Origin of the sequence: Hymenobacter sp. DG25A (assembly GCF_001280305.1) — a bacterium.
Classification (GTDB): domain Bacteria; phylum Bacteroidota; class Bacteroidia; order Cytophagales; family Hymenobacteraceae; genus Hymenobacter.
The window spans coordinates 3,676,591-3,698,737 of record NZ_CP012623.1; the positions used below are offsets into that span (position 1 = coordinate 3,676,591).

At 56.2% G+C, this 22,147-nt stretch carries 21 protein-coding genes; 9 read left to right on the plus strand and 12 right to left on the minus strand.

The features are described 5' to 3' along the window. Positions 1–18 precede the first annotated feature (18 nt). From AM218_RS15765 to AM218_RS15775, 3 genes are read left to right on the plus strand one after another with little or no spacing between them, the layout of a single operon-like run. Positions 19–696, plus strand: coding sequence for a hypothetical protein (locus AM218_RS15765; protein ID WP_054414995.1), 678 nt, complete (start codon positions 19–21; stop codon positions 694–696). A gap of 45 nt (positions 697–741) precedes the next feature. Further along, on the plus strand, positions 742–1,476 hold the full coding sequence (locus AM218_RS15770; protein WP_054414997.1) for a sulfite exporter TauE/SafE family protein: 735 nt from the start codon (positions 742–744) through the stop codon (positions 1,474–1,476). 50 nt (positions 1,477–1,526) lie between these two features. After that, on the plus strand, positions 1,527–2,441 hold the full coding sequence (locus AM218_RS15775; RefSeq protein WP_054414999.1) for a universal stress protein: 915 nt from the start codon (positions 1,527–1,529) through the stop codon (positions 2,439–2,441). A 7-nt stretch (positions 2,442–2,448) separates the two neighbouring features. On the opposite strand, the gene yedA is transcribed toward AM218_RS15775, so the two are convergent. Next, positions 2,449–3,390: a drug/metabolite exporter YedA gene (yedA, locus tag AM218_RS15780; protein ID WP_054415001.1), complete on the minus strand. Its 942-nt coding sequence runs from the start codon at positions 3,388–3,390 to the stop codon at positions 2,449–2,451. A 170-nt stretch (positions 3,391–3,560) separates the two neighbouring features. Between yedA and AM218_RS15785 the strand changes: the two genes are divergently transcribed. Continuing rightward, complete coding sequence (locus tag AM218_RS15785) at positions 3,561–5,222, plus strand: M1 family metallopeptidase (RefSeq protein ID WP_054415003.1); 1,662 nt, start codon at positions 3,561–3,563, stop codon at positions 5,220–5,222. A 433-nt stretch (positions 5,223–5,655) separates the two neighbouring features. Next, positions 5,656–7,062, plus strand: coding sequence for a dihydrolipoyl dehydrogenase (gene lpdA, locus AM218_RS15790; RefSeq protein WP_054415005.1), 1,407 nt, complete (start codon positions 5,656–5,658; stop codon positions 7,060–7,062). A gap of 105 nt (positions 7,063–7,167) precedes the next feature. Here lpdA and AM218_RS15795 read toward each other — a convergent pair whose 3' ends face one another. From AM218_RS15795 to AM218_RS15805, 3 genes are all read right to left on the minus strand, one after another. After that, positions 7,168–8,022, minus strand: a complete 855-nt coding sequence (locus AM218_RS15795; protein ID WP_082318276.1) for a DUF4435 domain-containing protein — start codon at positions 8,020–8,022, stop codon at positions 7,168–7,170. Then, positions 8,015–9,394 carry an AAA family ATPase gene (locus tag AM218_RS15800; protein ID WP_054415009.1) on the minus strand — a complete coding sequence of 460 codons (1,380 nt, stop codon included), beginning with the start codon at positions 9,392–9,394 and terminating at the stop codon, positions 8,015–8,017. The genes AM218_RS15795 and AM218_RS15800 overlap by 8 nt, the downstream gene beginning before the upstream one ends. Before the next feature lie 335 nt (positions 9,395–9,729). Next, positions 9,730–11,403 carry a hypothetical protein gene (locus AM218_RS15805; RefSeq protein WP_054415011.1) on the minus strand — a complete coding sequence of 558 codons (1,674 nt, stop codon included), beginning with the start codon at positions 11,401–11,403 and terminating at the stop codon, positions 9,730–9,732. Between the two features lie 494 nt (positions 11,404–11,897). Here AM218_RS15805 and AM218_RS15810 point away from each other — a divergent pair, with 494 nt between their 5' ends. Together AM218_RS15810 and AM218_RS15815 are read left to right on the plus strand one after the other, a co-directional pair. Next, positions 11,898–12,299, plus strand: coding sequence for a hypothetical protein (locus tag AM218_RS15810; RefSeq protein WP_054415013.1), 402 nt, complete (start codon positions 11,898–11,900; stop codon positions 12,297–12,299). 152 nt (positions 12,300–12,451) lie between these two features. Beyond that, a complete protein-coding gene (locus AM218_RS15815; protein ID WP_054415015.1) occupies positions 12,452–12,775 on the plus strand; it encodes a hypothetical protein in 324 nt (107 codons plus the stop codon). 505 nt (positions 12,776–13,280) lie between these two features. On the opposite strand, the gene rlmF is transcribed toward AM218_RS15815, so the two are convergent. The 5 genes from rlmF to AM218_RS15840 form a co-directional block, all read right to left on the minus strand. Beyond that, complete coding sequence (rlmF, locus tag AM218_RS15820) at positions 13,281–14,270, minus strand: 23S rRNA (adenine(1618)-N(6))-methyltransferase RlmF (protein ID WP_054415017.1); 990 nt, start codon at positions 14,268–14,270, stop codon at positions 13,281–13,283. 215 nt (positions 14,271–14,485) lie between these two features. After that, on the minus strand, positions 14,486–15,487 hold the full coding sequence (locus tag AM218_RS15825; protein WP_071843819.1) for an MBL fold metallo-hydrolase: 1,002 nt from the start codon (positions 15,485–15,487) through the stop codon (positions 14,486–14,488). A gap of 270 nt (positions 15,488–15,757) precedes the next feature. Beyond that, entirely contained in the window at positions 15,758–16,216 is a 459-nt protein-coding gene (locus AM218_RS15830; RefSeq protein ID WP_054415018.1) for a cold-shock protein, read from the minus strand. A 323-nt stretch (positions 16,217–16,539) separates the two neighbouring features. Further along, entirely contained in the window at positions 16,540–16,749 is a 210-nt protein-coding gene (locus tag AM218_RS15835) for an alkylphosphonate utilization protein (protein ID WP_054415020.1), read from the minus strand. Positions 16,750–16,838: 89 nt separating this feature from the next. After that, positions 16,839–17,450 (minus strand): pseudouridine synthase, encoded by a 612-nt coding sequence (locus AM218_RS15840; RefSeq protein WP_054415022.1) that lies wholly within the window; start codon positions 17,448–17,450, stop codon positions 16,839–16,841. A 154-nt stretch (positions 17,451–17,604) separates the two neighbouring features. Here AM218_RS15840 and AM218_RS15845 point away from each other — a divergent pair, with 154 nt between their 5' ends. Next, on the plus strand, positions 17,605–18,705 hold the full coding sequence (locus AM218_RS15845) for a M23 family metallopeptidase (RefSeq protein ID WP_054415023.1): 1,101 nt from the start codon (positions 17,605–17,607) through the stop codon (positions 18,703–18,705). A 61-nt stretch (positions 18,706–18,766) separates the two neighbouring features. On the opposite strand, the gene AM218_RS15850 is transcribed toward AM218_RS15845, so the two are convergent. Next, a complete protein-coding gene (locus AM218_RS15850) occupies positions 18,767–19,051 on the minus strand; it encodes a hypothetical protein (protein WP_054415026.1) in 285 nt (94 codons plus the stop codon). Between the two features lie 347 nt (positions 19,052–19,398). Here AM218_RS15850 and AM218_RS15855 point away from each other — a divergent pair, with 347 nt between their 5' ends. Next, positions 19,399–20,064, plus strand: a complete 666-nt coding sequence (locus AM218_RS15855; RefSeq protein ID WP_054415028.1) for a T-complex 10 C-terminal domain-containing protein — start codon at positions 19,399–19,401, stop codon at positions 20,062–20,064. 85 nt (positions 20,065–20,149) lie between these two features. On the opposite strand, the gene AM218_RS15860 is transcribed toward AM218_RS15855, so the two are convergent. Next, a complete protein-coding gene (locus AM218_RS15860) occupies positions 20,150–21,121 on the minus strand; it encodes a hypothetical protein (RefSeq protein ID WP_054415030.1) in 972 nt (323 codons plus the stop codon). Positions 21,122–21,295: 174 nt separating this feature from the next. Beyond that, on the minus strand, positions 21,296–22,147 hold the full coding sequence (locus tag AM218_RS15865; protein WP_054415032.1) for an AraC family transcriptional regulator: 852 nt from the start codon (positions 22,145–22,147) through the stop codon (positions 21,296–21,298).

Here is a 22,147-nt window from a genome sequence, read left to right on the forward strand (position 1 = left end):
GCATCTCACGCCCTGCTTATGAAACGCCTTCTTCCTGTTCTGGGTCTGCTGCTGGCTTCCTGCGGAGATGTCAAGAATCCTAACGGCATGCCCGACCAGCCCACCGGTCCGGCAACGGTGAAGGTCCTGCCATCCCGGCCGGCCAAACCCGACCCGGCCGCGGCTAAAACCGAAAACGCCGTGATGCCCTCCGACACCTCCCTGACCGGAGCCTGGCTGATGCTGGACGGCGCCCTGCGCGGCCACGATGCCCAGGTGCTGAACCTGCTGATGGACCCGGAATACGGCCTCTGGATTCTGGAAAAGGCCGGCAACACGCCGCTGGTCACCCGGGTGGCCAACGTGAGCAACTTCCGCAGCCAGAAACAGCAGCCGATTTTCAACCTGGAAAAAACCCTGATGACCTGCGCCGCGCCCAAGGCCGTGAATAAACTGCCCACGGCCACTTGTCCGGCCGGCACTTTTTCCACCGAAGGCTGCTTTAGCGGGCCCGCCACCGGGTTTCGGGCGCTCAACTTCTGGCCGCAGGCGGCCCTTAAGGGCGGTACCCGGCAGCAGGGACAGGCCGCGCAGGGGCGCGCCATGGCCTCGGTGCTGCAAACGCGCACCGGCTACCAGTACCACTTCTCCAAATCGGCGGGGGCTGGTGGGCGCTGGCGGCTGGTGTTCATTGATATGCGGGGCGCCTGCCAATAACAGGCGGCTTCACCTCATCGTTTCTTCATTAGCTCGCTTTTTGTCATGCTCTGGGCTGGTTTCTTATTCGGGTTGCTGGGTAGCTTTCACTGCGTAGGCATGTGCGGGGCTATTGCGCTGGCACTGCCGGGCAAGGACAACCCCGTGGGCTGGCGCTATGTGCGGGGCCGCGTGCTCTACAATCTGGGCCGCGTAACAACCTACTCCCTGCTGGGTGCCCTGGCCGGCGTGGTGGGGCAGAGCCTGCGCCTGGCCGGTTGGCAGCAGGGACTATCCATTGCCTCTGGCCTGCTGATTCTGCTGCTGGTAGTCGTGCCGGAGCGCTACACCGGCCGCGTGGCCGATTTTCTGGGGTTGAGCCGGGTACTGGCCGCCGTGAGAAACCGGCTGATGTACTACTTCCAGCAGCCCACCGCCCGCGCCCTCTACACCACCGGCCTGCTGAACGGCCTGCTTCCCTGCGGTATGGTGTATCTGGCTTTGGCCGGGGCCATCAGCGCGCCGGGTGTGCCGGGCGCTATGCTGTATATGGCTCTGTTTGGCCTGGGTACGGTGCCCCTCATGCTGGCTCTTTCCTTAACGGGCCGACTGGTGCCGCTACTGTGGCGCGCCCGGCTGCGGGCGGCGGTGCCGGTAGGCGCTACGCTCATGGCCGCCCTGTTTATTCTGCGCGGACTGGGGCTGGGAATTCCCTATGTAAGCCCGGCACTCAGCCAACCTACTGCCACCGTCACTGCCACTGCTACCGCGCAGCCCCTCACCGTGCACGAGTGCCGGTAGCCTTTTTCGTTTTTCTCTTCGTCGATTTTCGGGCCTGAAATCTCCTTCCCATGAAAACTATTCTCATTCCCCTGACGCTCACGGCCTCCGACGAATATGCGCTGGCCTACGCCAACAAGCTGGCCGTGCGGTGGCGCGCCAACCTGGTGCTGCTCTACTGCCAGCCCGGCCCCGCGCTTTCCTCTACCGACGAAGATGCCCTGCTCACCCGCATGCAAAACCACGTGGAGCGCATGCGCTACCAGCAGCTGGTGCGCCAGGATGCCCGCCGCCTGCACTACCACTTCCGGGCGCTGGCCGGCTCCCTGCCCGAGCATATTGCCGAGGTAGTAAGCCAGAACGCCGCCGATTTGGTGGTGATGAGCCTGGAACAAACGCATTGCCCCGCCCAGGCCATGACGGACAACCACCCGGTGCGCGTAAGCTCCCTGGTGCGCTGCCCCGTGCTGGTGGTGCCACCCGGCCGCCGGCCCCTGCCTACGCGCCTGGTGTTTGCTACTGATTTCACCCAGCTGAGCCTCAGTGCGCTGCCGCGGCTCTCAGCCCTGGCCGATGCCCTGCCCGGGCAGATGGAGCTGGTGCAGATATATGGCCGGGAGCAGCGCCAGAATCTGGTGGGCTTTAAGCGGGCGCTGGCCGCCAGCCGCCGCCAGCTTACGTGGCCCCAGGTGAATGTGCAGCTGCTGGAAGACGATGATATGGTGGAGGGCATCAGTGAGTACTGCGCCCACGTGCAGGCCCAGCTGCTGATTCTGTCTCCTACTGATGAGGCCCAGCTCTGCCGCTTTTTCGACACCTGCCATACCACCACGCTGGCCTACCATCAGCAGATTCCGGTGCTGCTGCTGCGCCCCACGGCTGCTATGCCCGCGGTGCATTGCTGCGCCCGCTGCGCTTCCCGCATGGCCCTGCCCGACATGCACACCACTATTCCGCTCTCCGCCGCCGGGTTTTCGCTGGACTAACAGGGCATCAGGCTACCCGGGAGGCTGCCAGCGGACGCACGGGGACCTTTCGGCGGCCGCCTAATACTACCAGCACTACGGCAATGACAATCAGCGCGGCCCCGCCCAGCATCTGGGCGTTTAGGGTTTCGCCCGCAAAAGCCCAGCCCAGCAGCACGGCCACCACGGGGTTCACAAAGGCGTAAGTGCCGGCCAGCGCGGGCTCTACGTGGCGCAGCAGCCAGATGTAAGCTGTGAAGGCCACAACGGAGCCAAACGTAACCAGGTAGGCGTAGGCTATCCAGGACTTGGTGGTGATGGCAGCCACGTGAAAGCCCGTGGCCTCACCGCGCAGTAAACCCACCACAATCATGGCTAGGCCGCCGCATAGCATCTGCATCCCGCCCGACACAAAAGGGGAGGAGGCCGGCTGCTTTTTCTTGGAGTAGAGCGAGCCAATGGCCCACACCAGCGCGGCCGTGAGCACGCAGGCAATGCCAATACCCTCGTGGCCGGGAATAGCTACGTGCGAGGCGCCGGGCGTACGCGCCAGCAGATACACGCCGGCCAGTCCGCAGCCCAGGCCCAGCGTAACCCAGGCCGTGGGCCTTGCCGAAATACCGCTCAGCCAGCCCAACAGGGCCAGAAACATGGGCACCGTGGCCACCAGCAGCGCCGCCAGCCCCGTGGGAATATACTGCTCGCCCAGGGTTACGCCGCCGTTGCCGAAGCCCAGCAGGCACACCCCGATAACCACGGCGTGCAGCCAGCCTTGGGCGGTGGGAGCGGGGGCGCCGCGCAGCCGCATAAAGCTGTAGAGCAGCGCGCCGGCCAGGGCATAGCGCGAGCCGGCCATCAGCAGGGGCGGAATGGAATCAATAGCGAAGCGGATGCCCAGGTAGGTAGAGCCCCAGATGATATAAAGGGCGGCAAAAGCCAGTATAAAGGAGGCGCGAGCCGGACGAGACATAACGGAAGGACAGAGTTCAGCGCAAACCTACACCAGAATACCCGGCAGGTTGCGCCGGAATCTTGCGGAAATTCCTGTGGCCGGAATAATCGGCCGCAACGTGGACTGATGGTTGGGGTCTTTGGCCGAAGCCTTACCTTGTTACGCTTTCCGCACCCCGTTTTTTTCTTATGCGCCGAAATCTTCGCCTGCTCACTATTCTGCTGCTGAGCCTGACTGCCACTGCCCAGGCCCAGCTGATGCAGCCCAAAACCACCTTTACCCGCGCCGACTCGCTGCGGGGGCAACTCACGCCCCTGCGCACCTGCTACGACATCAACTACTACCATCTGGATGTGAAGCTGGACGTGGAAAAGCGCGCCCTCAGCGGCTCCAACCAGTTCCGCTTCACGGCCACCCAGGATTTCACCCGCCTGCAGTTTGATTTGTTCGATAACCTGAAAGTGGAGAAGGTAGACTACCACGGGCAGTCGGTGCCGTTTACGCGGGAGGCCAATGCGGTATTCGTAACGTTTCCGCAGCCCATCAGGCAGGGTACGAAGGATGAGTTCCGGGTGTATTACTCAGGGCAGCCTATTGTGGCCAAAAAAGCGCCCTGGGATGGGGGGCTGGTGTTTACCAAGGATGCCAAAGGCAAGCCATGGGTGGCCTCTGCCTGCCAGGGCATGGGCGCCAGTGTGTGGTGGCCCACCAAAGACCACCAAGCCGATGAGGTGGATTCCATGCTCATTAGCATCTCGGTGCCCAAGGGCCTGAAAGATGTTTCCAACGGCCGCCTGCGCAAAGTAACCAAGCTGAAAGGCGGCTACACGCGCTACGACTGGTTTGTCTCGAACCCCATCAACAACTACGATGTGGCCCTGAACGTGGGCGACTACCAGCATTTCGCCGACACCTTCGACGGTGAGAAAGGCAAGCTCACGCTGGACTACTGGGTGCTGCCCGAAAACCTGAGCAAAGCCAAAACTCACTTTGCTGCCAACGTAAAGCCCATGCTGAAGTCGTTTGAGTACTGGTTTGGGCCGTACCCGTTTTATGAGGATGGCTACAAGCTGGTGGAAGCGCCGCACCTGGGCATGGAGCACCAAAGCGCCGTGGCCTACGGCAACAAGTACCAGAACGGCTACCTGGGCACCGACCGGTCTGACACGGGCCAGGGCCTGAAGTGGGACTACATCATCATCCACGAAAGCGGCCATGAGTGGTTCGGCAACAACATCACCACCAAGGACATTGCCGATATGTGGGTGCATGAGGGCTTCACCACTTACACCGAAGCCATGTTTGTGGAAAGCAACGCTGGCCCGGCCATTGCAGCCGATTATATCCACGGCACCCGCAAATGGATTCAAAACGACCAGCCTATTATCGGGCCGTATGAGGTAAACAAAGAAGGCTCCGGCGACATGTACCCCAAAGGTGCCGCCATGCTGCATATGCTGCGCCTCACGGTGAACGATGACGCGAAGTGGCGTCAGATTCTGCGCGGCCTGGGTCAGCAGTTCTATCACCAGACCGTCACCACCGAGCAGATCATCAACTACATCAATCAGCAGAGCGGCCAGAACCTCACGCCCATCTTCGACCAGTACCTGCGCCACCCCAACATTCCTACCCTAGAAGTGCGCTTCACCCCCGATGGCAAAACCCTGGCCCGCTGGATTGCTGACGAGCCTGCCTTTGATATGCCGGTGCGCCTGCGCGCCAAAGGCGGCGAATACCAGCGCGTAAAGCTCACCCGCAAATTCCAACCGATTGACGTGCCCGGCCTCACCAAAGACAACCTGGAAGTAGACACCCAGAACTACTACATCGGCACGCTGGTAGAGTAGGGAATAAATCAGTCTAAGAATTCCAGAAAGCTAAAAAGCTAGTTCCCCTCCTCAGATAAGGAGGGGTTAGGGGTGGTTGACCAGTCGTTGTTACCCAAAACGTCATGCTGAGCGGAGCCGAAGCATCTCGCTAGTGTGGTAAACCCTTACAAAGCGGTAGAGATGCTTCGGCTCCGCTCAGCATGACAGTTACTTTGGCAACATCAGCACGCGAGATACTTCGGCTGCGCTCAGCATGACACATTGTTGATGCAAATTGGGTCGGGCTTCGTTCAACCAAACAACGCCTTTTACCACCCCGGCCTGCGGCCACCCCTCCTTAAAAAAGGAGGGGAGCTAACTTCCGGCGTTAAATTCCGGTTTCATCCAAGCGCACCACCGATTCATCCGTACCTTCGCGCCCGTTGATTTCCACCGAACTCACCCGCTGAATATGAACCAATACGACGTTACCGTTATCGGCTCCGGCCCGGGCGGTTATGTGGCAGCTATCCGCTGCTCCCAGCTCGGCCTCAAAACGGCCCTTATTGAGAAGTACGACACCCTGGGCGGCACCTGCCTCAACGTGGGCTGCATTCCCAGCAAAGCCCTGCTCGATAGCACGGAGCACTACCACAATGCCCATACTACCTTCAAGGAGCATGGCATTGAGCTGAGCGACCTGCAGATCAACATGAACCAGCTCATCGACCGTAAAAACGGCGTGGTGAAGGCCAATACCGACGGCATTCAGTTTCTGATGAAGAAGAACAAAATCGACGTCATTCATGGCGTAGGTTCGTTCGTGGACAAAAACCACATCAAAATTCAGCCCACCGCGGGCGGCGAGGAGCAGCAGATTGAGACCAAAAACGTCATCATTGCTACCGGCTCCAAGCCCACCGTGCTGCCCTTTATTGCGCAGGATAAGGAGCGCATCATCACCAGCACCGAGGCCCTGAACATCCGGGAAGTGCCCAAGCACATGATTGTGATTGGCGGCGGCGTAATCGGGCTGGAAATGGCTTCCGTATACGCCCGCCTTGGCGCCAAAGTATCGGTGGTGGAGTTCATGGACTCGCTGATTCCGACTATGGACCGCGCCCTGGGCAAAGAGCTGAAGCGCATCCTGGGCAAAATCGGCATTCAGTTCTTCCTGAGCCACAAAGTAACCGGCGCTACCCGCGAGGGCGACGCCGTGACGGTAACCGCAACCAACCCGAAAGGCGAGGAAGTGAAGTTTGAAGGCGACTACTGCCTGGTAGCCGTGGGCCGCGTGCCCTACACCGCCGGCCTGAACCTGGAAGCCGCTGGCGTGCAGATGGAAGAGCGCGGCCGCATTAAGGTAGACGAGCACCTGCAAACCAGCGTGCCCGGCATCTACGCCATCGGCGACGTGATTCGGGGGGCTATGCTGGCGCACAAGGCCGAGGAAGAAGGCGTGTTTGTGGCCGAAACCATTGCGGGCCAGAAGCCGCACATCAACTACCTGCTCATCCCCGGCGTGGTGTACACCTGGCCGGAAGTAGCCGGCGTGGGCTACACCGAAGAGCAGCTGAAGGAAATGGGCAAAGCTTACAAAACCGGCAACTTCCCCTTCCGCGCCTCGGGCCGCGCCCGCGCCTCCATGGACCTCGACGGCTTCGTGAAAGTGCTGGCCGACAAGGAAACCGACGAAATCCTGGGTGTGCACATGATTGGCCCGCGCATCGCCGACCTCATTGCCGAAGCCGTAACGGCCATGGAGTTCCGCGCCTCCGCCGAGGACGTAGCTCGCATGAGCCACGCCCACCCCACCTACGCCGAAGCCATGAAGGAAGCGTGCTTAGCTGCGACGGATAACCGGGCCATCCACATGTAATGCTTGCGCTGAAAGACGGTAGAATAAAAAAAGAGGCTGATGCTCCCAGAGCATCAGCCTCTTTTTTTATTCTAAGCATTTGACTATAGGATATAGAACTTGGTCTTATATAGATAAGATTTTTGTCTTTAAATCATCTAAGGAGTCAAGGTCACAGGTTTTCGCCAGTCTAATCCTTAATGATTCCCACTTTAAATTATAGGACTCTTTGCCTTTTAGTTTCTTGAATCTGAAAGTTAATAGGGGTAGAATATAGTCTTTAGCTGATACTATGGTAATTAATGATTTAATATTAGGTGGCCATTTTTGTCTTTTTTCATATATTGATTCATTGTAGATATTTTCACCTAGAGAAGTAATAATTTCATCTCTTAGTTCTTGGATTCTGTCTTCTATTTTTTTATTATCTAAAACTGTGATGCCTCTATGTTGTTTGCAAAAACCTCCTACGGATGTTGAAACAGTTTTTATTCCCATTTTATGCTCATGTGTGATAGAATAGTGGAGAAAAAGTTCTAATAAAGGGTTGGTTATTCCTTTGAGCCAGTTATCAAATACAAGCTGTTTCTTTATATCTTCTTTGTCTAAAACTATATTATCATAAAGAGTTTCTATGATTCCTGTTTCTTCAAGCAAAAAGTTTTCTATGCAATACCTGCTTAGTACGTGAAGATACTTTAAGTCTTTTCTATTGTTATCGAAGATTAAATCCAGATCCCCATCAGTTACATAGATTCTTTTTCTTTTTCTGTCATATTGATCGTTCTCGCAAGCTTTGATAAGCTCTGTTTTGCATTTGCAAGAAATTATTTTGCTTATTTTTTTACTGCTTAATAATCTTGAAAACAAAGTTTTGTAAAACTCCTCATCATTGGAGTCTTCGATGAAAATATCGACATCATTGCTTGATTTAAAAAACAAAGCAATTGTTGGAATTACGGAGCTTTTATACCTAAGCATATTCCACTTCACTTGTTAAATCAACGCAATAAATTTCGTTTTCAACACTGCCTACAATGCTTGGTGAATGAGTAGCTAGTATAAATTGGGTTTCAGGACTGGCTTCCTTAATTGTTTGAACAAATATTTCTTGCCATCCCAGATGTAGGCTTAGCTCAGGTTCATCTATTATGAAAATTTCCCTTTTTTCGCCGAAGATGAGTTGGGCTAACATTATTATTACTTGCTTTTCTCCTGATGATAGTTTGAAAATGCTATTTTGTGTTTTATTAGGTAGTTCTATTTCAATTTCTCCATTTTTTTTGATAGACAACTTTTTGTTGTTTTCATCAAAATATTTATTAGCTAGTGTTTCAAATGCTATAAACTTGCGATAATGATTTACAATTTCGTTTTGCGCATCCTCATATATTGAAATGATACTGTCTATTCTTTGTAGCTGAGGAATATTAATAAACCATTGACTTAATTTACTCATAAATGCATTTGAGTTTTTGCCGGGTTTTTGATTTTTATCTCTCTCTTCCGCTAATTCTTTCTGTATAGTATCAAGTTTGTCAAAATAAGTAATTATTTTCGATTCCAAATCAGGTATTTCAAAATTCTTTGACGCTTCAATTATTTTATTTTTTCTATCTATTATACTTGTATCTGTTTTTATATTAAATGCTGCGGTGTCATTGTGTTGAATTATTTCGAAAGAGGAATTTATGATTTTATTTTTTAATGAACTTCCTATTTCGGATTGTATTTGTGAATACTCTAAAAAAGATGTTTTAATTAGATTTTCAATTTCTATTAAGCTTTCATATAGGTTTCCCTTAATATCATTTGTATAATCTCTATCTCTCATAAATGAGTCTATATTTAACAGATCTATTTCCGAGCCTTGATGTATACGTCTATCTAAACCTAAAAATATTGGAGTGGCTAGCTCTCTTATTTTCTTTACTGCTTCTAGCTCGATAAAGTGTGTTTCATATCGGGCATATCTATTTATTATTTGCCTAACTTCGAACCGACTTACATCACTAGATTGAATAACTGGTAAGTCTTGCACTTTTACAGTGCTTGTTGTTGATTTAAATTTATCTTTTTTATATGTGATGCTGAGCTTTATTTTGTCTAAATCAATGTATTCAGATCTTATGTTAACAGTTTCTTCATTTAAGTCGCAGGTTATTTCGGCAAATTTATATTTGATTTGTGTGAGATTTATCCAACTTGGGCTTAATAACCCAAGTATTAATTTTATAGCAGTAGTTTTCCCGGCTCCATTGATTCCAATCAAAAAAGTAAGGGAGTCATTGAAATTAATATTAAAGTCAAGGTATCCATTGACTTTTTCTGCATTAAATTGTTTTATTCTCATTTTATTTAGGGTTTTTGAAAAAAAATATGTTTCGTTTTTTTACTCAATTTTAATTGAATTTTATTGCTTGTGTAGTGAAATATTTTTCATGATATGCTTTTATGTATTTTAATTAAAAAACTAATGAATTGCAATTGGGTAGTAGGTAATGTTTTGCAGTGGTAAAATTATTTGTTATTAATAAAACCCTTATATGCATACTGAAACTCTCACTAATAATATGGAATAGAAGACTTAAGTTGCTGCGGTGGTGATTGTGTTAGTAGATACTATATATTTTATAGAATAGAGTTGAACAAGTTTATCCGTTAGGCATTGAGAGGAGCAAACGTCCCTTACGTCTTCTGCACCAGCTTAAACCCGTCCTTCGTCACCTGGTACTGCTGACCCTGAATGGTGATGGTTTCGCCTTCCAGCAGCTTGCTTAAATCCATGATGTCGGCCTCGATGGTGTGCAGGGAGAAGCCGTGCTTGCGGGCCAGGGCGAGGTAGCGCGGGTTGATGTAGTCGTGCACTCCGCACAGAATAATGCGCACGTGGGCCGTGGTGTTTTTGAGGAGCTTGGCGTCGCGGGGGAAGGTGTAGTTATCTGCAATCAGGATAATGTCGGTGGAGTTGGCGGCCGGGGTGAGCTGTTGGGCATAGAGCAGGGCTTCGGCGTCGTTTTCGGGTGCGTCGCCCCCGCCGCCGGCTTTCATGGCTTCAATCAGCTTGTTTTTGATGGGCTCGTAGCTGTCGGTTTTTACCTGGTAGAGGCCGCCGGTTTTGCCCACGCGCTTGTTCTTGTCGGGCTGGTCGTCGCCATCGTTAAAGAACACAAAGGTTTTCTTTTCTTCGAGGGCGCTGAGCTGCAGCCAGGCCAGCAAATCGTAGGTGTAGGGGAACATGCTGCCGGTTACGTCCGTCACCACCACTTCCTTGCTCCACTCGGGGTGGCGCTGCATCACGCGGGAAACCACGTTGGCATCGGGCGGCAGGGGTGGTTCCTGGGCGGCGGTATCGGCAGAGGCCAGCAGCTCGCCGGCTTTGGTAATGCGCGCCTCGCAGTAGTCGTGCTTGTGCTGGGGGTTCTTGTGTTTCAGAAACACGCGGTACAGCCGCGCCACCGAATCGGGCAGGGAAAAGTTAGTGATGCCCACATCGGGCTGCCCCACCAGCTGCAGCGGCCCCATGGGCAGGCGCACGGCCCCCTTCACAATAAACGGAAACTGGCGGCGGTTGATGGGGAAGCCCGAGGCAAATACCACGCTCTTGCGGATGGCCTCCTCCAGCTCAGAGGTGCAGAAGGGCTTGCTGGTGGGCTGCACCTGCACGCTCTGGGTTTTGCCGCTGGCATCCACCGTCATCTGAAACTTCACAATTTGGGGGGTGCGCTGCGGGCATTTGTAGGCCCGGCGCAGGTTGAGGGCCATCTGGCGGTTGGTGAAGCGGCTCAGGGGCAGGTTGCAGGCCACTGCTTTGCCCTGGCTCTTTTTGGTGGCCTTGGGGCGCTTCTTTTCCAGCAGACGCAGCTTGCGCGTGAGGCTGTCCAGGTCGGCGCGGCTGGTGGCGGCGGTGGCGTGCTTACTGACATACACCACAAACCCGTGGAAGAACGGCTGGCAGGCGGCGGGGCTGTTGCAGCCGGTTTGCTCTACCAGCGTCCAGGTCACGGACTCGTCCTGCAGCAAGCCCGGCACCCCGGCGGCCAGGTTGCGGATGCGGCTCAGGTTAAGCTGCCGCTGATTGAAAGTGGGGTTGAGGCGGAAGGCCGTGTACACCAGATCTACGCGCACAATGTGCCGCTCCTGCAGGCGCAGGGCCTTTAAATCGGCCCCCGAAAAGGTAGAAGGTAGTTCCAGTGCCTCCAGGTCCGGCAGCGGCTGGTAGCGCGCCGTGCGGTAGGCATTCAGCTGGTCGTAGAAGCTGTTTAGCTCCGTTTCCGTAGGAGCTGTTTGCGCGAAGCTGGCGCTGGAGAAGAAGAGGAAAATAAACCCACTGAGAAACGCCCGAACTAATACAGAGAACATAGAATAAGATAATAAACGCAACAGAGTGCAAACTACGGATTTGCTGGGAAGCGCTTGAGTTATTTTTAGAATAGCTGTTACTATTGAAATCAAGCATCACGAACCAAGCATTACAAACCACCGGTCATAAATCACCGGTCACAAACCCTCACGTCAAAACCACCCGTTACAAACCACCGGTCCTTACCTACCGGTCATGCTGAGCTTGTCGAAGCATCTCTCCCGCTTCGCCTGTCATCCTGAGCAAAGCGAAGGACCTTCTCACGTTAGCACGAGTCGTTGTGACGCTTGTCTTTTAGCGGTGAGAAGGTCCTTCGCTTTGCTCAGGATGACAGATAGGGTGGTGTACCCTTGCCTTACAACGAAGCTGGCAACCATTACGGAGGCAGCGCCTCGAGCAGGGCTACCTGGAGAAAGTAAGCTTTTAAAGAAAAGGTAGTGCCTAACTAAGGCCATGTGGAAACCTTGTGGGCAGGGCTTGCGAATACGCCACTATGGGCAAGCGCAAAAAGAAGAACTCGAAAGACAACGGCTTTTCCGACGATATCATTGACGGGGCCGCCTTATCCATTAAGCGGTTCCGGAAAGTGACTGATGAAATTGCCAAGCTAAGCACCGGCCAGAAGCTGGTGGGCAGTCTGGCTTTGCTGGCCGCCGGCTACCTGTATTATGACAAGCTAAAACGCGAGGGCGGGCAGATAACCTACCATGGCTTCACTATTCCGTTGCCGCAGCTGGCCGCAGCCAAAGAGGCGGCCACAACGGAGGAAATAGATGCCGAAGTGGTGAGTCCTCCCCATGGGGCTTCCGCTCACAAAGGCCGGAAAAGCCCCAAAGCCGCAAAACCGCGCCCCGACTTCGGCCGCAAGCCCGCCGCCAGTCCTGATGACGAATAACGGCCGGCAGCCGCCTATGCGTTTGTGCCACGCTGCTCACTAAGCTGCAGGAAGTATTCCTGGTGCGGCAACCTTCGCCACCAGAATTGCGGATACCTCCCTGCGGTTGCTGCTCCTATCAAAACCTCACTATTCCTTTATCGACCTAAGCCATGAAAAAGAAGAACAAGACCAACGCCAGCGTAAAAACCAAGGCTGCGCCTAAAGCGGGGAAAAAGAAGTCCCTGTTGAGCGGGGCCGCCAAATCCCTGAAGAAGCTGACCAAGGGTGGGGTCAAAATGAGCACCACGCAGAAAGTAGCCGGCGGCGCCGCCCTGGTAGCGCTGGGCCTGGGCTACTTAGCCAAGCGCCGCAAGGATGCCGCCAAGCCGGTTAACACCTCTTCTGATGCCACGGCGGCAGAAGATAATCTGGCCGCTCTGGAAGGCGTGGGCAAAAAGACCACGAAAGGCCACGCCAGCACCAGCGCCTCCTAGGCGGGTATAGTCAGTCCAGACTCCTGGTCGGCATTCAACCGTCATGCAGAGCTGAAAGCGAAGCATCTCGCGTGCTGATGTTGTTGGGAAAAAGCACGTCCTAAAAAGAACCGGTCATGCTGAGCCTGCCGAAGCATCTCGCTCGCTTCGCCTGTCATCCTGAGCAAAGCGAAGGACCTTCTCACGCTAGAACGAGTCGTTGTTACGATGGTCGTTCAGCCGTGAGAAGGTCCTTCGCTTTGCTCAGGATGACAGATAGTATGGCAACATCAGCACGCTAGATGTCTTGATCCTGGCTTGATGCGCCACATGCTCGACATGACACTTTCTGCTGAATGTATGGCGTCTTTCTGCTGACGTTCATACATCCTGGACTAACTACCTGATAAAAAAAGCCGGGTGGGAAGCGCAGCGGGTCAGACCGACCCGCCACGCTTCCCACCCGGCTTTTTCCTGGATATTCAAGCCCAAAGGGCGCGTAAAATCCGCGCCCTTGCTGATAAGGTTATTCCGTAGCAGTGGGCTTAACTCCCCAGCGCTTCTCGCGCCAGGCTTGCTGCTGCTCGGCATCCAGATACGTCCAGGCTACCAGGCGGCTGACTTTCTGGCCCTGCGTCATGGTAATGGTGCGCACCTCTACGGCCCCCAGCTTTTTCAGCGACTTATACAGGCCGGGCAGGGTTTCCTTTTTAGATACCAGCGTGGTAAACCAGAAGCACTTGGTGCGGAACAGGGCGCTGTCTTCGGCCATGCGCCACAGGAAGGTGGCCTCGCCGCCCGGGTACCACAGCTCGTTCGACTGGCCCCCGAAGTTGGGCTCGGGCTTGGGCGTGCTTTTGCCGGTGCCCAGGTTGTGTTCCTTGCGTCGGGTAGCCGCTTCGGCCTCGGCCTGCGAGCCATGAAACGGCGGGTTGCACATGGTCAGGTCGTACACCTCGTTGGGCTTTATTATCCCGTCGAAAATATCGTTGGGCACGGGTTGGTGGCGTATCTCCACTGCTCCGCTGAGGGAGGGGTTACTGGCCACAATCTGCTTGGCCATGCGCACGGCCACCGGGTCTACATCGGCGCCCACAAACTTCCAGCCGTACTCCCGGTGCCCAATGATGGGGTAAATGCAGTTGGCGCCCATACCCACATCCAGCACCCGAATGCTTTTGCCGGTAGGCACCACGCCCTCGTTGGAAGAGCCCAGCAGGTCGGCCAGATAATGGACGTAGTTGGCGCGGCCGGGAATGGGCGGCGTGAGGTAGCCCGCCGGAATATCCCAGTGCTGAATGCCGTAGAACTGCTTCAGCAGCGCCTTGTTCAGTGCCTTCACCGCCTCCGGGTTGGCAAAGTCGATGCTCTCGTCGTTGTATTGATTGACCGCTACAAAGGCCGCCAGATCAGGATTGTTTTGGATGAGCTGCGGGAAATCGTAGCGGTTGCGGTGGCGGTTGCGGGGGTGCAGGTTCTCTTTCTCGGTGGAGTGGTCCTTGGGTGCTTGGCTCATGGGGCAGGGTAGCGGCACCTGGCGGCGCCGCTGAGTGGCTGATGTGGGGTTGGTGGTGCGGGGCCGGCAGGGCAGGCGGGAAAGGCCCGGAAGACTCTCCGCGGCGGGGCACCGGCTCAAAGGTACCCATACTTCAGGCAACCCCTGCCGCCCTTCATACAGCCGGCCTATAAAAGCAGCGGCCGCTCCCGGAGCGGCCGCTGCTTTTACAGATGTTATGCCTTTGGCGGATACGTGGTTCTGACGCGCGGTTTAGGCCGGCCGTTCTGCTTGTTACGCACCAGCAGCGCGGCAGCCCCCACCGCTCCGGCTATCAGCGCCGTGGTTACCCACGGGCTAACCACCGGCGGCGGTACCGAGCGCACGCCGGTTTCATCGGCGGTGGCGGGATGGTCTACATAGCGGCCGTGGGCAGGCACTGCCTTCTCACGGAAATGCTCGGCCAAATCCTGCAGCTGCTGGCGCAGCTCTTCGCCAAACATGGGAATGCCGTGGCCGGTAGCGGCTACTTCGGGGTTCAGGCGGGCCAGCGCCTCTACCGAGGTGCGGGCCTGTTCCCAGTCAGGGGTGAAATAGGCGGGTGGGCCGTGCACTTCCTGCTTCTGGCTCCAGGTAGCCAGCACCGATTCTCCTTCTACCGTCACGAAGGCGTCGCCGGCCAGCAGGGTGCGGTCGGCTTCGCGGAAAAAGGAAACGTGGCCGGGCGTATGGCCGGGCGTATGCACCCAGCGCCAGCCCGGCAGGTGGGGCACCGTGCCATCCTCAGGCAGCGCCTGCACCCGGTTGCCCAGGTTCAGGGGCTTTTTGGGGTAGAGGAAAGACATAGCCGACATGCCGCCGCCCACGGTGGGGTCGGGGCTGGGGTAGGAAGAGCGGCCGGTGAGGTAAGGCAGCTCCAGCGGGTGGGCATACACCGTTACCTCGGGCCAGGCCTCCAGCAAGGAGGGCAGCGCACTCACATGGTCGAAGTGGCCGTGGGTAAGCACAATGGCCTGCGGGGGCGAGTCGGGGCCGAACAGTTCCGCGGCGTGCTGCCGGATTTTATCGGCGGAGGCGGGCAGGCCGGCATCTACCAGCACCCAGGGCGCGCCGGTTGCCTCCTGCTCCTGGAGCCACACATAATACAAGTTCACAAAGACATTGCGCCAGCCCGTAACGCCGGGCACTACGGCTTGCAGGGCAGGAGTGCTTGCCCGGGTAGCATGGTTAGAAAGCATAGGTCCAATAAATTAAAGTGAGAAATAGCCGAGCCATTCCCTACGCTCTAACCCAGACGGGTGTTTTAAAATAACCAGGCAGCTACCCCTATCTGCAGCATCCTAGGCAAATAGTATAAACAGGAAGAGGCGGACACTCCGGGAGCGTCCGCCTCTGCTTGCAAGCTGTTTGGGGCAGGGTACTTTATAATGTGGCAAAGAGGCACCGTGCAGGCTGCCGCTCGAAAGCGGCAATCCGGCAGATGCGAGAGTGTATGGCTAGACCATAGGCTAGCTTTCGAGTTTCACGCGAACGGCGTTGAGGCCTTTCTGGCCCATCTCCACCTCAAAGCTTACTTTGTCGCCTTCCTTAATCTGGTTCACCAGTCCGTTGGCGTGCACAAAAATGCTCTCCTGGGACTTCTGATCCTTAATGAAGCCGTAGCCTTTGGAGTCGTTGAAGAACGAAACCACGCCTTTGCGGATGGCGTCGGCGGGGTCTACCTCTTCCTGCTTGCGGGCACCCAGCTGGATGTCCTCCGTCTTGATTTCCTTCTTCTTGCGCGTTGGGTCCGGAGGAGTAGCGGAGATGTTGCCGTTTTCGTCAACATACGCCATCATCTCGTCCAGATTTTTGCCATTAGCGGCATTGGCCTGGCGCTCTTCTTTGCGCTCAGCCTTATCCAGTTTCTTTTTCTGGCGTTTTTTCTCGTTTTCCTTCTTGCCGAAAGTTGCTTGTGACCTGCCCATGTGTGTTATGAAATATAGTGAAGTCCCTGTGCTGTGCAGTAAATTTGCACATAACTAACACAGAATTGTTGATTACTAAAAACAGATACGTAAAACTGAAAGTTCAGCGTATCAAAAAAAGGTTAAAGTAGCAGGGAAGGCGCAGAAAACTGCCGCCTTTTTTGCCGAAAGCCCAGGCGCCATGGCCAGCACACTGGCAGCCCTTCCACCGGGAACGTAACAGGAGAAGACAGCGGGCAAACAACCGACTGCCGGAAATGCACCGCGTTGCCAAAAAGCAACCGTGCGCCGTAGCGAAGGTTCTTGCGCCGCCCGGAGGCGCGCTAGGCTTTTCGGATGAAAGCAGCCTTCAATACCATCATGGAGCCGCCAGCCTTGCCTTCTACTTCCTCGGGGTCATCAGTGAGCCGAATGCTTTTCACCACCGTGCCACGCTTGAGCGTTTGCGACGAGCCCCGAACTTTCAGGTCTTTGATGAGCGTCACTGAGTCGCCGTCTTTAAGTAGATTACCGTTGCTGTCTTTTACGTCCATGAAGGGGAAATAGGGGAAGGATAGCGCAAGGCCGCCTTACCGGGGGCTTGCTGGTACAAATATCCGCATTTTATAGCTAGTCTCGCAGGCTAATATTCGGAGTTCTGCATTTCGGGGGTTAAAAGCCCGGCTACTTCCTGCACCTGGCCCGGCTGCAGGCTGCCCAGCAGCAGCGCGCCAATGCGTACGCGCACCAGGCGCAGGGTAGGAAAACCCACGGCGGCCGTCATTTTGCGCACCTGGCGGTTTTTGCCTTCCGTCACCGTAATGCTTACCCAGCTGGTAGGGCCGTGGCGGTCGTCGCGAATTTTGCGGGTGCGCGCCGGCAGATCCGGGGCCGTTTCCAGCCGGAAGGCGGCGCAGGGCAGTGTGAGATACTTTTCGCCATCCACCCCGATTTCTACGCCCTGTTGCAGCTGCGTTACGGCTTCGTTGGTTATCAGGCCATCTACCTGGGCGTAGTACTCTTTTTCCACGTCTTTGCGCCGGATTCGCTCACTTACTTTGCCATCGGTGGTCAGCAGAATGAGGCCTTCGCTGGCTTCATCCAGGCGGCCAATGGGCATGGTGCCCTCGGGAAAATCGTACAGGGAGCCCAGAAAGTTCTTTTTCTGCTCCTTGGAAGCCTGGCTGCGAAACTGGCTGAGGTAGCCAAAGGGCTTGTGTACTAAAAAGTGCTGGTGCGTGCTGGGTTCCTCCATGAAGGCAAAGGCATTGAATCTGAATCGGAGACAAAGATACCACCGGCCGCCCGGGAATGGCTGGCCGGGCCTGGGGAAGCCGCCACCCACCGCAGCAGGCAACGCTTTTCCCGTTGTTCGCATCTGCCTGAAACACCTCTTCACCTGTCCGCTCATGCTCGCTTCATTTCTACTGACTGCTTACCTGGCGCTGGGCCCGGTTGTTTCTCCGCCGCTTCCTGATGAGGCTGCCGTAGCCATCCGGGTGGCGCCCACCCGTGTGCTGCTGGAAGAGCGGAGCGGCTCTCACCTCACCTTCGATTTTGCCGTGCAGGCCGGCCCCGATTCGCTCTGGCTGCAGAAAGTGGAAGTATCGGTTTATGATAAAAGTGGCGCGCTGGTGGTGCGCAAATTTGTGGATAACAACGGCTTTAGCCCCAGCGTCACCAGCTTATCGCACCGGGTATTTGCGCCCGGGAAAACGGCGCTGGTGTTCAACCCCTTTCACACATTTGCTCCTGATATTGATGTAGCCCGCCTGCGCTACACCTTCGAGTTTCAGAAGGCTAACCAGGCCGAAGTTACGCAGACAGTGGAAGTGAAGCCGGAGCGCTACCAGCCCAAAACCGCCCTGAAAATTCCGCTTTCCGGCCGCCTGCTCATCTGGGACGGGCACGACGAAAACGCCCACCACCGCCGCCTCGATTTCCAGCACCCCGTGGCCCAGCAGTTCGGCATCCGCAGCAACTTCATGCGCTACGCCCACGATTTTGTGGTGGTGAATGAACAGGGCGACAAGAACACCGGCACCGGCAAAAAGAACACCGACTACTTCGGCTTCGATCAGCCGGTGCACGCCCCCGCCGCCGGCCGCGTGGTAGCTGCCTACGCCCAGCAACCCGACAACGACAACGGCCAAGACTTCTTCAACCCCCGGGAGATGGTGGGGAAAGACCCGCTGCTGCTCTATGGCAACTACCTCGTCATCGACCACGGCAACGGCGAGTTCAGTTTGCTGGGCCACCTGCGCCAGAACAGCCTGCAAGTGAAACCAGGCGACCAGGTGCGCGCCGACCAGTTGCTGGCCCACGTGGGCTCCTCAGGCAGCTCCTATTTCCCGCACCTGCACTATGAGCTGCGCACCGGCAAAGACCTGAACGTGGAAGGCCTGCCCGCCTACTTCCGCAGGTTCCGGCTGGTGCGCGGCAGCCAGAGCCGCCCGGTAGCCGAAGGCGCTATTGACAGCGGGGATATTGTGCTGCAGGAACGGAAATAGGCCAACCCAAAAAATGCCCGCCGCTCCATGGAGCAGCGGGCACTTTCTTAAGCAAACCAGGCTATACTTGGCGCAGAATCTGCACACTGGGTGCTCTCAGCAGCCCGGCGTTGGCCATAGCGGCCTTGTTCTCAGGGTTGCTCATAAAGGCCGCAGCCACCTCGGCGCTAGGCGCTTCCGACTGCACCGTAATCCGGTTAGGGTTGTCCACGGCCTGGTAGATGTTCTTAATCCGAATGCCGGCCTTGCTGCGGGCGGGCTCGTGGGCCTGGAAAACTTCCAGCCACTGGTTGTAATCCCCTACTTCGTGCGTAATCATTAAAGTTACTGCGTCGGTGTTGCTCATAAATCAGGTGTGGTGGTGTTGAAGAGAGTTGAGCCAATAAGGTACCGCAATAGTTGAGCTTCGCCAAGCTTGTTGGCCAGCCCTGGAAACTATTTTAGTCGGCAGGGAGGGTTATCTGGAGTATGCCCTTCTGGCCTGCCGAGTTGGGGCGCAGCTGTCAATCACTGCCCAAAAACGCCTCGCTGCCAAAACCTGCCTTATGTTTTGGCGGCGGGGCGTTTTCCCTGATTTTTTCCGGGTAACCACGTAGTTGCTGCCGCCCGTGGCTGCAACCCCAGCCGGAAGGCCACCGTATCAGGCCCCAGTATAGCCAACCGGCTATATCTCTCCCCCTGATCTAACTCTTCATGAACAAGTCACTTCTTTTCCTGTCGGCGGCCGTTGCGTTTACCGCTGCCTCCTGCAACCAGGACAAACAAGCAGCCACCGAGGCCGCCACTTCTCCCTCCGCCGATACGGCCGTGGTAGTGGGTGATAATAATATGGACAACGACACGGCAGCTTATCGTACCGAAGCCTCCAGCCTGGCCGACCGCATTGCCAAGGACCTCAACGTGACGGATACCGTAGTGGTAACCCGCATCGAGAAAACCTACTACACCCGCGGCCGCCGGCTGAATGAGATAAACTCGCGCTATTCCACCGATACCACGGGCCGCTACGCTGCGCAGCGTCTGGTAAATGATGAAACGGACAGCGAAGTACGCACTATCGTGACCAACCCCACGCAGTACCGTACTTACGAAACCAACCGCTCTTCCTACTACTCCGGCACGCCTTACAGCGTAACCACTACTACCACCAACACGGAGCGCAACGCCGCGCCCGCTGCTCGTCGTCGGGGTCCGGCCATTGAGAAGTATGAGCAGAAAGCCAATGGCGAAACCAAAATCAAATACACCAACGGCACCACCGTTAAAATCGACAAAGACGGTGACCGGAAAGTGGAGTACTCCAACGGCGTGAAAGTAAAGCGCGACGCGGATGATGGCGAGCGTAAAGTAAAAGACTAACTCTCCCATTGCCTGCATAATAAAAAAAGCCCGCTCCATACAGGAGCGGGCTTTTTTTATGGCCTGAAAGCAGGCTGTCTATATCTCAGCTTTTGACTTTAAACGCCCGTAGCTCCGTGTCAATATGCTGGTTCCAGCGCTGCTGGGCGGCTTCATCCTGGCCTTGGCGGGTTTCGGCATCATACTGCTCCTGCACGCGGTTCATCTCCCAGTAGGAGCGCAGGTATTGAAGCTGAATGATGCTGTTATAATCGGCGAAGGTGAGGCTATCGGGGTGCACCTTGCGCCGGAATCGTTCGGCCACCAGCTTTACCAGGTCAAAATGCCCTTGCTCGTGACGGAGGGGCTCCGGCAGTTGGGTGCTGGTCCAGGACGAAGAGCGTACCACAAATACTTTCAGGGTCATATCCAGCCGCAGCTTCCCCTGCTCCATGAAAGGCCGGCCCTGGTAGGCGAAGCTGGGAAATACGGCTGCGGCAAACCCTTTTCCCCGTTGCGGGCCGGTAAAGTCTGCCCAGGTTAAGGGCTTGCCGGGGTCATAAAACAGCGTGTCCGCCTCCGTCTGCCGCACCTCATCCCGAAACCGTACCTCAATTGCCGTGGCCAGATCCGGGTTTCGGGGCGCCTGCTGAGTTATCCAGGTATTCAGATAAACCAGCCCCGAAACCAGGGCCTGACGCAGGGCCGGCGCTACCACCGTGCGTTGGGTGGGCAGGCGGCGGTATTGCGCCCCACCCCGGTACTCCACCAGCGGCACCCGCTCGCCGGCCCGGGACCAGTCGAAGGCCAGTGTGACGGTTATTTTGCCATCAATAGTGCCGCCGGGCCCCGGGGTTTCGCGCACCTGCAGCGCCTGTACCCGCATGGTAACCGGCCGCAGGGCCGGGTTGCGGGGCACACTGTGGCGCACAAAATCCTGCAGGGCGGGCAGCGTGCCGCCCTGCAGCTCCTGCGCGGCCGGTTTGGCGGCTGCCCCGGCGGTGGAAAGCAGGAGCGCTAAAGGAGTGCCTTTTGGCCGGGCATCGGCTACTTCTGCCAGATAAAATTCCCGGGGCATGAAAGGCACGGGTTGGGGCTGCAGCACCAGGGCCGGCGCTGGGGCGGCCTAGGGCAGCGCCGTCAGCAAAAGGTGGTAGAACAGCAGGAAAAAGGATAGCATAGGGAGGCGGCCATAATGCCGGCAGGCGGCGGGCAGCTGTTCAACACAGCGGCCGGGCTGCCCGTTCCGCCCCTACGCCGCGTGCTGGCGTCGGTACTCGCTGGGGCTGTAGCCGGTATGCTTGCGGAATGTTTTGTTGAAGTGCGACACGTTGTTAAAGCCACTGGCGTAGCACACTTCCGTCACGGGTACCTCATCCAGCAGCAGCCGGCAGGCATGGTTGACGCGGCATTCCTGCAGAAAATCCGTGAGGGTATGGCGCGTCATCTTCTTGAAATACCGGCAGAAAGCGGGCACCGATAAAAAAGCTACATCAGCCACTTCGCGCACATCCAGGGAGGGGCGGCGGTAATGCTGCTCCAGGTATTGATACACCCGGCTCAGGCGCTGCTGCTCCTTGCCGTGCAGGGCCTGCCCATCGTGGTCGGCATCCAGCACGGTATAGTCGGGGGAGTGGGCCAGCTGCTGCAGGAGCTGCAGCAGCGTGAGCAGGCGCATGAAAGGCGGCTCCTCCAGCAGCTGCCGCAGCATGGCGCCCACTTTGGTGCGGGTAGCGCCCCCGAAGGAGAGGCCCTGGTGCGAGCGGGCCAGCAGCTCGCGCACGGCGGCCATTTCGGGTCGCTGCCAGAAGCCTTCCCCCAGAAAATCGGCCCGCATCTGCACTACTATTTCCTCAAAAGCCCCTTCCTGCCCATAGCTGAAGGTGAGGTGTGGCAGGTTGGGGCCAATCAGCACCAGCTCGCCCTGCTCAAAGCGCGAAATATGCTGGCCGATGTGCCGCCGCCCGTTGCCCTTCGGGATGTATACCAGCTCGTATTCCGGGTGGTGGTGCCAGAGTAAACCGCCATTCTGCACCTCGGTGTAATGAAGCAGCGTGAAGGAGCTGTCGGCCGAGGATTGAATGTTTTCAAATTGCAGTTTCAC